The sequence below is a fragment of the Enterobacter sp. AG326 genome, assembly GCF_004362415.1.
In the GTDB taxonomy this organism is placed as follows: Bacteria; Pseudomonadota; Gammaproteobacteria; order Enterobacterales; family Enterobacteriaceae; genus Enterobacter; species Enterobacter asburiae.
The window spans coordinates 71,239-83,710 of sequence record NZ_SNXG01000004.1 but is presented as its reverse complement, the minus strand read 5'-3'; the positions used below and the strand labels follow the sequence as shown (position 1 = coordinate 83,710).

Annotated in this window: 8 protein-coding genes and 1 pseudogene; 3 read left to right on the top strand and 6 right to left on the bottom strand. The window is 56.5% G+C overall.

From position 1 onward, the window contains the following. Window positions 1–29: 29 nt before the first annotated feature. The gene (locus DFO52_RS14795) at window positions 30–821 is read right to left on the bottom strand and encodes a DUF2950 family protein (RefSeq protein WP_133550661.1); all 792 of its coding nucleotides are present in this window, start codon (window positions 819–821) and stop codon (window positions 30–32) included. A gap of 10 nt (window positions 822–831) precedes the next feature. After that, window positions 832–2,391, bottom strand: a pseudogene (locus DFO52_RS14790) (DUF3300 domain-containing protein). Between the two features lie 399 nt (window positions 2,392–2,790). Here DFO52_RS14790 and acnB point away from each other — a divergent pair. Both acnB and yacL read left to right on the top strand, forming a co-directional pair. Then, the gene (gene acnB, locus DFO52_RS14785) at window positions 2,791–5,388 is read left to right on the top strand and encodes a bifunctional aconitate hydratase 2/2-methylisocitrate dehydratase (protein ID WP_133550660.1); all 2,598 of its coding nucleotides are present in this window, start codon (window positions 2,791–2,793) and stop codon (window positions 5,386–5,388) included. Window positions 5,389–5,578: 190 nt separating this feature from the next. Next, window positions 5,579–5,941: a protein YacL gene (yacL, locus tag DFO52_RS14780; RefSeq protein WP_023310423.1), complete on the top strand. Its 363-nt coding sequence runs from the start codon at window positions 5,579–5,581 to the stop codon at window positions 5,939–5,941. A 31-nt stretch (window positions 5,942–5,972) separates the two neighbouring features. Here yacL and speD read toward each other — a convergent pair whose 3' ends face one another. From speD to DFO52_RS14765, 3 genes are all read right to left on the bottom strand, one after another. After that, window positions 5,973–6,767, bottom strand: coding sequence for an adenosylmethionine decarboxylase (gene speD, locus DFO52_RS14775; RefSeq protein WP_029741910.1), 795 nt, complete (start codon window positions 6,765–6,767; stop codon window positions 5,973–5,975). Further along, complete coding sequence (gene speE / locus DFO52_RS14770) at window positions 6,768–7,637, bottom strand: polyamine aminopropyltransferase (protein WP_023310424.1); 870 nt, start codon at window positions 7,635–7,637, stop codon at window positions 6,768–6,770. Window positions 7,638–7,751: 114 nt separating this feature from the next. Further along, on the bottom strand, window positions 7,752–8,099 hold the full coding sequence (locus DFO52_RS14765; protein WP_014882582.1) for a YacC family pilotin-like protein: 348 nt from the start codon (window positions 8,097–8,099) through the stop codon (window positions 7,752–7,754). 145 nt (window positions 8,100–8,244) lie between these two features. On the opposite strand from DFO52_RS14765, the gene cueO reads away from it, so the two are divergent. Continuing rightward, window positions 8,245–9,813, top strand: coding sequence for a multicopper oxidase CueO (cueO, locus tag DFO52_RS14760; protein WP_133550659.1), 1,569 nt, complete (start codon window positions 8,245–8,247; stop codon window positions 9,811–9,813). 136 nt (window positions 9,814–9,949) lie between these two features. Here the strand turns inward: cueO and DFO52_RS14755 are convergent, their stop codons facing one another. Then, a complete protein-coding gene (locus DFO52_RS14755; RefSeq protein ID WP_133550658.1) occupies window positions 9,950–12,340 on the bottom strand; it encodes a glucose/quinate/shikimate family membrane-bound PQQ-dependent dehydrogenase in 2,391 nt (796 codons plus the stop codon). Between the last annotated feature and the right edge of the window lie 132 nt (window positions 12,341–12,472).

Genomic DNA, 12,472 nt, shown 5'->3' with positions numbered 1-12,472 from the left:
CCAATGGCCGCTTTTTTTATGCGCTGCGTTTAGGGCGACACCGGCTGCCAGGTTTTATCAGGGCTATAGGCGGCTAGCGCCCGGGCTTTCTGCTCTGAATCGCTGCCGAGATCGGACTGGTACACCTTGTCGTCCTGGTTTATCACAAAGCTCATGACGCCCGTTTGACCGTAGCTGGCCGGCCAGGCAACCATCGCGAAACCGTCATTATCCGGCAGGATGCGGAAGCGATAGCCGTGATAGCCGGTACCAGGCTCTTTCGGGCTAAATGCCGGGCCGAGCGGGCTGGGCGCTTCGCCGGGCGAGGCTGGCCAGTACAAACCGTCTTTTTTGCCTTTCGAGCTGACAATCTTCTGCGCGTATTTCTGGTTCATCGCAAAATAGCTTTGCTGCGCATCAACATAGGCATGCAAGGCTTCAATGGCGGCGAGCTCGTTACGCCCGATTTCACGGGTCAGGATCTCTTCAGCCCCTTCTTTGATGTCGAACTGCCAGCCTGCAGAGGTTTTGATCACCGGGATGGGAAGCTGCCAGCCGCTGTCTCCGACAACCAGATGCGCCGTATCCCCTTCAACAACCGTGGTATGACGGACGTTCCAGTCGCGCAGGAAGCGATCGACAGCATCCGGATCAACGCCCTCAGGGGGCAGAAAATCGCGCCAGTTGTCACCAAGCAGGTTGGTCATCGCGCTCTCATTTTGCTCACTGATGGCTTTGGTCAGCGCATCGGTTGCCCGATCGGGCGTGCTAAAAGACTGCTGCGCCATCACCGAGGCCGAAAGCATGAATAACACCATTCCGCTGAGTAGTTTACGTTTCATGTCGGTTCCCTTAGCGATGTCGAATTTCACGGCGTTCAGCACGTCCACCAGACGCCTGACGCGGCTGCTGCTGGCGCGCCGCGAGCTGTCTGCTTTGCGCACCGTGCTGCTGCTGCGCCTGCCAGTTCGCGGAGCGGCTGTCGTTACCGCTCAGCGCATTGGCCCGGGGCTGGCTGCTTCGCTGCTGCAGAGAGCGTTGCTGCGCGGGCTGTGAAACCCGCTTCTCTTGTCTCTGCGCGGTGGTCTGGCGGTTTTATCGCTGCTGCGTGGTGCTCCGCTTCGCCGTCTGCGGTTTAGTGTCGTAGCCACGGTAGTTATTGCGCTGCGAAATCTGCTTCAGCTGTTCGCCTGAGGCCTGACGCTGCACGTCTTTCGTTCCGGTGCGCGCCGTTTGGGGGAAGGTTTTACCCGTGGACTTCTCCATCTGGCTCAGCGCGGCCTGACGCTGGCTATCGCGGTTAACCGGTTTTTGCTGCGCTGAGCTGAGCCCTGTTGCCGCGTTGGTGGCGTGGAAGCGAGTGTTGAGCTGGTTAGTCGGGTAGGGCACGCCTTCCCGATAGGCCGGGTTGTGCTGCCAGGTGCGGTTGGCATCCGTCAGGCGCTGTCCGCTGATTTTATTGAAGTTCTCAACGTTGATATTGATATTGTTATCACCGTTGCGGTTATAGCCGCCGTGATTATCCCAGTCGCCATGGTGATGATCCCAGTCATCGTCATCATCCCAGTCGATGCTGCTGAAGATGGCATAGGTTGTGGCGACGCCCAGGCTGAAGCCTAAACCGTTTACGAAGCTGTTGCCAAACTGCTCCCCGGGTGTAGGCGGGAGATAGGTGGGCGGATAGGCGGCGTTTGGCCAGGTCCCGTAAACCGTATTGGGGTTATAGGTGGGGACGTAAACAACCTGCGGATCGGCAGATTCAATTTTGATTACCGTTGGGGCGGGCGCGGACGTCGTGGTTGTCGTTGCCTCAGCGGTGCTGGTTTTCGCTGGCGCCGGTTTTGTCACGGTGGTGACCGTCTGCTGGGGCGTGGATTGTAAAGCGCCGGTCTTCTGCGCCAGCGCGCGCAGGCGCTGAACGGAATCCATCACGTCCTTCGGCTGCGCGAGAAACGCATCACCCAGATTTTGCACCCACGGCGGGTTTTCGCCCATCAGGGACATAAGCTGAGGAAACGCGACCAGCGATTTTACGCTGGGATCCCAGGGCTGGCTGGCAACGGCCTGAATCGCGGCGTCCCCATCCATTTTAGGGTTGTCTTTGGACCACTGCGCCGCCTGGATCACGTTGGCCGGATAGGTCGATGCCATTAAAATTTGCGACAGCAGGGCATCCGGGTAGAGCGCGATGGGAGCAACCCATTGATCGATTTGCGCGGCAGTGTAGGCTGGCGCGACAACAGGGGCGGGCTGGGCTGCGGCAGGCGCTGCCGGTGCAGCCGGTTGTTGTGCGACGGGGGCCGGCGCTGCGGGCTCCGTGGCGCGGCCTTTGACAAACATGACGCCCGAGGCGGCAAACAGCCCGGCACTGCACAAAAGGACGAGCAGATGTGGCTTAAAGGGCAACTTCATAAAATGACTCCAACGAGACAAGCGCTGTGCCGTGAGGCGTTACGGTTGGCGTGAGTATTATTCACCCGTCTTTTACTGTTTTGACTTTTATTGGGAAGCGTCCGGGGCGTCCGGATAAAGAGTGTGAGTATTTATTACACAATTATATCTGATGAAGAAAAAACTGAAGCGTCACGGTGCAGAAGATATCGCAAAATGATCCCCTAAATCCCCGCTACACCATGCTTAACGATTCAGCAAATTTTTTAATGTTGCTTTTTTGTAAACGGATTAACACTGTGCAGAAATCCTGCTATGCTGCCCGACGCGGTATCGGGCATTTACCCTACAAACTGCTGTCTCACAGGAGCGTGAAGAGAACGCCCGCCGCATATGACAATGAGAGCGAGGAGAACCGTCGTGCTAGAAGAATACCGTAAGCACGTAGCAGAACGTGCCGCCGAGGGAATTGTACCCAAACCTTTAGATGCAACCCAAATGGCCGCGCTCGTCGAGCTGCTGAAGAACCCGCCTAAGGGCGAAGAAGAATTCCTGTTAGATCTGCTGATCAACCGCGTACCGCCTGGCGTAGATGAAGCTGCCTACGTAAAAGCCGGATTCCTTGCTGCTATCGCCAAAGGCGAAGCCACCTCCCCACTGGTTACTCCTGAAAAAGCCATTGAACTGCTCGGCACCATGCAGGGTGGTTACAACATTCATCCGCTGATTGAGGCGCTGGATAACGACAAACTGGCACCGATTGCCGCTAAAGCGCTCTCTTCCACGCTGCTGATGTTCGATAACTTCTACGATGTGGAAGAAAAAGCCAAAGCAGGCAACGTCTATGCGAAGCAGGTGATGCAGTCCTGGGCTGATGCCGAATGGTTCCTGAATCGTCCTGCTCTGGCTGAAAAAATCACCGTTACCGTCTTTAAAGTGACCGGTGAAACCAACACCGATGACCTCTCACCGGCGCCGGACGCGTGGTCTCGCCCGGATATCCCTCTGCACGCTCTGGCGATGCTGAAAAACGCCCGTGAAGGTATTGAGCCGGATCAGCCGGGCAGCGTCGGCCCAATCAAACAGATCGAAGCTCTGCAGAAAAAAGGGTTCCCGCTGGCCTACGTGGGTGACGTTGTGGGTACCGGTTCTTCCCGTAAGTCCGCAACCAACTCCGTGCTGTGGTTCATGGGCGACGACATTCCGCACGTGCCAAACAAGCGCGGCGGCGGCCTGTGCCTCGGCGGAAAAATTGCGCCAATCTTCTTCAACACCATGGAAGATGCGGGCGCACTGCCGATCGAAGTGGATGTGTCAAACCTGAACATGGGCGACGTGATTGACGTTTACCCGTATAAAGGCGAAGTGCGTAACCACGAAACCAACGAGCTGCTGGCAAGCTTCGAGCTGAAAACCGACGTGTTGATCGACGAAGTGCGCGCCGGTGGCCGTATCCCGCTGATCATCGGCCGTGGCCTGACCACCAAAGCGCGCGAAGCGCTCGGTCTGCCGCACTCAGACGTGTTCCGTCAGGCGAAAGACGTGGCGGAAAGCGACCGCGGCTACTCGCTGGCGCAGAAAATGGTTGGTCGCGCGTGCGGCGTAGCCGGTATTCGTCCAGGCGCGTACTGCGAGCCGAAGATGACCTCCGTGGGCTCTCAGGACACCACTGGCCCAATGACCCGTGACGAACTGAAAGACCTGGCGTGCCTGGGCTTCTCTTCTGACCTGGTGATGCAGTCCTTCTGCCACACGGCGGCCTATCCGAAGCCGGTTGACGTGACCACGCACCATACGCTGCCAGACTTCATCATGAACCGCGGCGGCGTTTCCCTGCGTCCGGGTGACGGCGTCATCCACTCCTGGCTGAACCGCATGCTGCTGCCGGATACCGTGGGTACCGGCGGTGACTCCCATACCCGTTTCCCAATCGGTATCTCTTTCCCGGCGGGCTCCGGTCTGGTGGCGTTTGCTGCTGCGACCGGCGTGATGCCGCTGGATATGCCGGAATCGGTGCTGGTGCGCTTCAAAGGTAAAATGCAGCCGGGTATCACCCTGCGCGACCTGGTTCACGCGATCCCGCTGTATGCAATTAAACAGGGCCTGCTGACCGTTGAGAAGAAAGGGAAGAAAAACATCTTCTCTGGCCGCATTCTGGAAATTGAAGGTCTGCCGGACCTGAAAGTTGAGCAGGCGTTCGAGCTGACCGATGCCTCCGCCGAGCGTTCTGCGGCGGGCTGTACCATCAAGCTGAACAAAGAGCCGATTATTGAGTATCTGACCTCCAACATCGTGCTGCTGAAGTGGATGATTGCAGAAGGCTACGGCGACCGTCGTACGCTGGAGCGTCGTATCCAGGGCATGGAAAAATGGCTGGCCGATCCGCAGCTGCTGGAAGCCGATGCTGACGCAGAGTACGCGGCGGTGATCGACATCGATCTGGCGGATATCAAAGAGCCAATCCTGTGTGCACCGAACGATCCTGACGACGCGCGTCCGCTGTCTGAAGTTCAGGGCGAGAAGATCGATGAAGTGTTCATCGGATCCTGTATGACCAACATCGGCCACTTCCGTGCTGCCGGTAAACTGCTGGATACCCACAAAGGCCAGCTGCCAACCCGTCTGTGGGTGGCACCGCCAACCCGTATGGACGCGGCTCAGCTGACCGAAGAGGGCTACTACAGCGTGTTTGGTAAGAGCGGTGCGCGTATCGAAATCCCTGGCTGTTCCCTGTGTATGGGCAACCAGGCGCGCGTAGCCGACGGTGCGACGGTGGTTTCCACCTCTACCCGTAACTTCCCGAACCGTTTAGGTACCGGTGCGAACGTCTTCCTGGCCTCTGCGGAGCTGGCGGCGGTTGCGGCGCTGATTGGCAAACTGCCAACGCCGGAAGAGTACCAGACCTTTGTGGCTCAGGTGGATAAGACAGCGGTGGATACCTATCGCTATCTGAACTTCGACCAGCTTTCTCAGTACACCGAGAAGGCCGACGGGGTTATCTTCCAGACGGCAGTATAAACAGCAAAACCGTCTCATAGAGACGGTTTTTAGTGTTTGCACCCTCTCCCGTGGGAGAGGGACGGGGTGAGGGCATCAGGCCGCAGGGTCTTGCTCTCACCTTTTTATTTTCATTCCTCCCACCTCTCCCGCTTTTTTTCTTCCTCGCTGCTGCGATAATTACCTTAATGGCTTTGCAGAGGAAAACACTATGGATTACGAATTTCTGCGCGACATCACCGGAGTGGTGAAAGTGCGTATGTCGATGGGCCACGAAGCCGTTGGACACTGGTTTAACGAAGAGGTGAAAGAAAATCTCGCACTTCTTGATGAGGTTGAACAGGCGGCAAATACGGTGAAAGGCAGTGAACGATCCTGGCAGCGCGCCGGGCATGAATATACGCTGTGGATGGATGGTGAAGAGGTCATGGTGCGTGCCAACCAGCTCGAGTTTTCAGGTGACGAGATGGAAGAGGGTATGAGCTACTACGACGAAGAAAGTCTGTCGATGTGCGGCGTAGAGGATTTCCTTCAGGTGGTAAATGCTTACCGCGACTTCATGAAACAGAAATAACAGACCGGAGCATCCCTGCTCCGGTTTACTTTTACACGGTCGGAATATTGCGGCCGTAGTAGATCTCGCGCATCTCTTTCCAGAGCAGGTCAGTAATTGCCTTACGCTCTTCTTCGCTCAAATCTTCCGGCTTCGTGTGGAACATATAGTGCTTAAGGTCGAATTCCTTCAGTAACATCTTGGTATGGAAGATGTTTTCCTGGTACACGTTCACGTCCATCATGTCGTACAGCGATTTCATGTCGTCGGACATAAAGTTCTGGATGGAGTTGATCTCGTGGTCGATGAAATGCTTCATACCGTTGATATCACGGGTAAAACCACGCACGCGATAATCAATGGTGACGATGTCCGATTCCAGCTGGTGGATTAAATAGTTCAGCGCGTTCAGCGGGGAAATCACGCCGCAGGTCGACACTTCAATATCGGCGCGGAACGTACACAGCCCGCCTTCCGGGTGACTCTCCGGGTAGGTATGTACGCAGATATGGCTTTTATCCAGGTGGGCCACGACCACTTCCGGCAGCGGGCCCGGATGTTCAGTTTTGTCGATAAGCTTCGGGTCGACCGGCTCTTCGCTGACCAGAATGGTCACGCTGGCGCCCTGAGGTTCATAATCCTGTCGGGCGATGTTCAGGATGTTTGCGCCAATAATGGAACAGGTTTCTGACAGGATCTCGGTCAGACGGTTGGCGTTGTAGAGTTCGTCGATATAGGCGATGTAACCATCGCGTTCTTCCGCTGTTTTGGCATAGCAGATATCGTAAATACAAAAACTCAGGCTTTTCGTCAGGTTGTTAAAGCCATGCAGTTTAAGCTTTTTCAATTAGCTCACCCCCTTAGTGGATAATGCATCTTGCAGGTACTGCGGCAGCGCAAACGCTGCGGTATGAATAGCCGGATTGTAGTATCGGCACTGAAGACCGGCCTGATGAAAACGGGCCTGAATAATTTCGGTGGAGAGATGGCGTAATACGTCGTTATCCGTCGCCCAGGCAAAGGTCATGATCCCGCCGTAGTACGTCGGAATGGCCGCCTGATAGAAGCTGACGTCATCGAAATAGGTGCTGAGCTTACGATGGCTGTCGAGCGCTTCATCCTGCTGCAGGAAGCAGACGCCATTTTGTGCGACGAAGATCCCGCCCGGGTTCAGGCAGCGCTTGCAGCCTTCGTAGAAGGAGGAGGTAAACAGCGACGCGCCGGGGCCGATAGGGTCGGTGCAGTCGGAGATAATAACGTCAAAGGTCTGCGAGGTCTGGTTAACAAAGTTAACGCCGTCGTCAATCACCAGGCTAAAGCGGGGATCGTCATAGCTGCCGGCATTGTGGTTGGGCAGGTACTGGCGGCAGAAAGAGACGACGCCCGCGTCGATTTCCACCATGGTGATGGTTTCAATGGAACGATGGCGGGAAACTTCACGCAGCATTGCGCCGTCGCCACCGCCGATAATCAGGACATGCTTCGCGTGTCCGTGCGCCAGCAGCGGAACGTGGGTCATCATTTCGTGATAGATAAACTCGTCGCGCTCGGTCGTTTGCACGACGCCGTCCAGCGCCATCACGCGGCCAAAGGCGGCGTTTTCGAAGATGATGAGATCCTGGTGATCGGTTTTCTCATGATAGAGCACGTTATCAACGGCAAAGTACTGACCAAACTGGTCATGCAGTGTTTCATGCCACAACGTGTGGTCGGCCATAGCGAACTCCTCCTGTGTAAACATCCATTACGCTCACAAAAAATGAGCGAAACATGATAGCTAACTATAACCGTGGTTGCACGGCTATAGGTTCAACAGGGGGCGTCGGGAAGGTTATTTGACGTAGGCGAGCAGGCTGAGTGAGTCGCGAGCCAGCGCTTTACATTTTTTGGCAGTGGGAATACCAATACCGCTCAAGTCACGGTAGCTGTCTTCGCCGAGCGCCTTCATGTCGAAGCTGTCGTAGTTGCTGAGATCCCACTGGTTTTGCTGGGCAAAAAAGACCAGCGCGCGGCGAATCTGCCCGTTGGGTAAATTCTGGTAGCCACAATCATTCTTCAGGAATACAAAAACCGCCGTTAAATCGGCCATATCTTCCGCTTCATTTTCACTTAGCGCATAGCTGTTCGCACACATTGCCATCAGGCTTCCGAACAAAATTGTCCTGAAAAACGTCTTCATTGCTTCTACCACTTCTTCACGGAAAATTAACGTTAGCATACTTGATGCCGGTGCGACGATCTTTATTATTGCCGCTTTACTTGACCTTCCGGTAAGGGGAGGGTTTATGCTCAAAAGATCGCCTGCTGGAAATAAGGAAATGAACATGCAACGTCGTGATTTTTTAAAATATTCCGCTGTGCTGGGGGCTGCCAGCGCATTACCTCTCTGGAGCCGCGCGGCTTTTGCGGCCGACAGGCCTGCCTTACCTATCCCTGATTTAGTGACCGCAGATGCGCGAAGCCGTATCCAGCTTGTGGTGCAATCGGGCAAAACGACCTTTGGTGCAAATACCGCCACAACCTGGGGCTATAACGGAAATCTCCTTGGCCCGGCGCTCCAGCTGCGCAAAGGCAAAACCGTTACCGTCGATATCCATAACACACTGTCGGAAGAGACGACGCTGCACTGGCACGGGCTGGAAGTGCCGGGCGAGGTGGACGGCGGGCCGCAGGGCATCATCAAAGCGGGCGGCACGCGCAGCGTCACCTTTACGCCCGATCAGCGCGCGGCGACCTGCTGGTTCCACCCGCATCAGCATGGCAAAACGGGCCGTCAGGTGGCGATGGGGCTGGCGGGGCTGGTGCTAATTGAAGACGACGAAAGCCGCCTGCTGCGCCTGCCGAAACAGTGGGGCATCGACGATGTACCGGTGATTGTGCAGGACAAGAAATTCAACGCTGACGGGCAAATTGACTACCAGCTGGACGTGATGAGCGCGGCGGTAGGCTGGTTTGGCGACACGCTGCTGACCAACGGCGCTATTTATCCTCAGCACGCCGCGCCGAAAGGCTGGCTGCGCCTGCGCCTGCTCAACGGCTGTAACGCACGTTCGCTGAATTTTGCCGCCAGCGATAAACGCCCGCTGTATGTGGTAGCCAGCGACGGCGGCCTGCTGCCGGAGCCGGTGAAGGTGAGCGAGCTGCCGATGCTCATGGGCGAACGCTTTGAGGTGCTGGTGGATATCAGCGACGGCAAGCCGTTTGACCTCGTGACTCTGCCGGTGAGCCAGATGGGGATGGCGGTCGCACCGTTTGATAAGCCGCATCCGGTGCTGCGTATTCAGCCGCTGCTGGTGGCCGCATCCGGCACGCTGCCTGATACGTTAACCACTTTGCCAGCTCTCCCGTCGCTGGAGGGGCTTACGCAGCGCAAGCTGCAGCTCTCCATGAACCCGATGCTTGATATGATGGGCATGCAGGCGCTGATGGCGAAATATGGCGATAAGGCGATGGCGGGGATGCAGCACGGCCAGATGATGGGACACATGAATATGGACCACGGCAAAATGGGCGGCATGGGGAACATGAATCACGGCGATCACGGCTTTGATTTCCACAACGCCAACATGATCAACGGCAAAGCGTTCGACATGAATACGCCGATGTTTGCTGCGACAAAAGGGCAGTTTGAGCGCTGGGTGATTTCGGGCGAAGGGGACATGATGCTGCATCCGTTCCATATCCACGGCACACAGTTCCGCATTCTCACAGAGAACGGTAAAGCGCCTGATGCGCATCGCGCGGGCTGGAAAGATACGGTGAGAGTGGAGGGCGGCGTCAGCGAGGTGCTGGTGAAGTTTGACCACGAGGCGCCGAAGGAGTTTGCCTATATGGCGCACTGCCACCTGCTGGAGCATGAGGATACGGGGATGATGCTCGGGTTCACTGTTTAAAACAGTGCGGCCTGATGCCCTCACCCTGGCCCTCTCCCACGGGGAGAGGGAACAAACACAAAAACGGCAACCGAAGTTGCCGTTTTGCATCTTTCCGTAGGCCGGGTAAGGCGTAGCCGCCACCCGGCTCTTTTAGTTACTTAGCATCGTCAGGCAACGCATACGCGACGATGTAGTCGCCCATCTTCGTGCCAAACGAACCGTGACCGCCCGCAGAGATGACAACGTACTGCTTGCCATTCACTTCATAGGTCATCGGCGTGGCCTGTCCACCAGCCGGCAGACGGCCCTGCCACAGTTTTTCACCGTTGGTCATGTTGTACGCGCGCAGGTAGTTATCTGCGGTTGCCGCGATGAACAGCACGTTACCGGCGGTGGATATTGGGCCACCCAGCATCGGCATACCCATATTGAACGGCACTGGAACCGGCATTGGGAACGGCATGCTGTCCTGTGGCGTACCAATACGTTTTTTCCACACGATCTGGTTGGTTTTCAGATCCAGACCGGAGATATAACCCCAGGCAGGCTGTTTACACGGCAGACCAAACGGCGACAGGAACGGGTTCAGCGTCACGCCAAACGGTACGCCGTACTGCGGCTGAATGCCGGCTTCGGTACCGCTGCCTTTCGCGTCTTTCGGCTGCTCCATTGGGTTACCCGGACCGCGTGGGATCAGACGGGAAACGAACGGCAGCGCCATCGGGTTGGCAATCGCCACCTGACGGTTAGGGTCGACGGAGATCCCGCCCCACTCGAACATTCCCAGGTTACCCGGGAAGACCAGCGTGCCCTGCTCAGACGGCGGCGTGAAGATGCCCTCATAGCGCAGCTGGTGGAACATCACGCGGCACACCAGCTGGTCAAACATGGTGGCGCCCCACATGTCTGCACCGCTGAGGTCTTTCTTCGGACGGAAGCTCAGGTCAGAGAACGGCTGGGTTTTGCTGACGTAATCGCCTTTCGCCGCGCCCTGCGGAACCGGTTTTTCCGGTGCAGGCACAACCAGCTTACCGTTGCTGCGATCCAGGACGAAGATGTTGCCCGTCTTGGCCGGAGCGTAAATCACCGGAACGGTTTTGCCATCAACGGTAATGTCCGCCAGCGTCGGCTGGGACGGCATATCCATATCCCACAGATCGTGGTGAACGGTCTGATAGCTCCACGCCAGCTTGCCGGTGGTCGCGTTCAGCGCCACGATAGCGCTTGCATAACGCTCCTGCTCCGGCGTGCGGTTACCGCCCCAGATATCTGGCGTGGTCACACCCATTGGCAGGTAGACCAGGTCCAGCTTCGCGTCATACGCCGCTGGTGCCCAGGAGTTTGGCGAGTTAAAAGTAAAGGTGTGCTCGTCCGACGGGATCGCGTTTGGATCTTTCGCGCCCGGGTCGAAGGCCCACAGCAGTTTACCGGTGTTCACGTCGAAACCACGGATAACGCCGGAGGTTTCACGCGTGGAGAAGTTATCTGTTACCGAACCGGCAATCACGATAGTTTTATCGGTGATGATTGGCGGCGAGGTTGGCTCATACAGACCCGGCGTGGTGTCCGGCATGTTGGTCTGCAGGTTCAGGATACCTTTGTTGGCAAAGGTTTCGCACAGCTTGCCCGTTTCGGCGTTGATGGCGAACAGACGGCCATCGTTCACCGGCAGCATAATGCGGCGAGGACAGTCAGCAATGACCTCCGGGCTGGCATTATCGGCACGCGCTTCGTGGTAAGAGACGCCGCGACAGGTGACGTGCTGGAAGGACGGGTTGGAGTTCAGCTGCGGATCGAAGTGCCATTTCTCTTTACCGGTGGCCGCGTCGAGCGCGAACAGACGCTGGTGCGCCGTACACAGATAAAGCATGTTGCCGACTTTAATCGGCGTCACTTCGTTGGTCAGCTCGCCCGGATCGTTCGGCATCTTCACATCGCCGGTACGGAATACCCAGGCTTCTTTCAGGTTCTTCACGTTGTCCGCGTTGATCTGCTTCAGCGGAGAGTAGCGTTGACCTTCCTGGTTACGACCATACGCAGGCCAGTCGCCGTCCGCCACCTGAGAGATAGCCGCAGCAGGCGTGGATTCCGCGTTCAGCGTACCGTTGATCTCCTGTGGGTCGTTAAAACCTGCCCATGTCAGGATGCCGCCGGTAATCAGCAGGGCAACAACCAGGCCCGCCACCGCACCGCTAGAAGGCACAATCAGGCGACGCCACACGAACGGCAGGATCAGCCAGATGCCAAAGAATACCAGGATGTCGCTGCGCGGCGTCAGTGCCCAGAAGTCAAACCCGACTTCCCAGACGCCCCAGATCATGGTGGCAAGAAGGAGGGCGGCATACAGCCACAGTGCAGATTGTTTTCTACGCAACAGCAGGACGGTTACGGCAACCATAACCAGACCCGCTATCGGGTAGTACCAGGAGCCGCCTAAAGCGACCAGCCAGACGCCACCGATTAACAGATACAGCGCGCAGAAGGCTGCGAATGCGGCTGTTAATGTCACCAGTAGACGCGGCTGTTTAGAGTTTGTTTCAGCCATAGAAAGTGTACTCGTCAGTTTTTGTTAATAATTTGCTAGCAACTAATTATAGGTATTAACAAGTGTGATCGGAATCACAATATTTGCTTTTTATAACTCATGCGCCAGGGTTATCCATTTGCTGATATAATG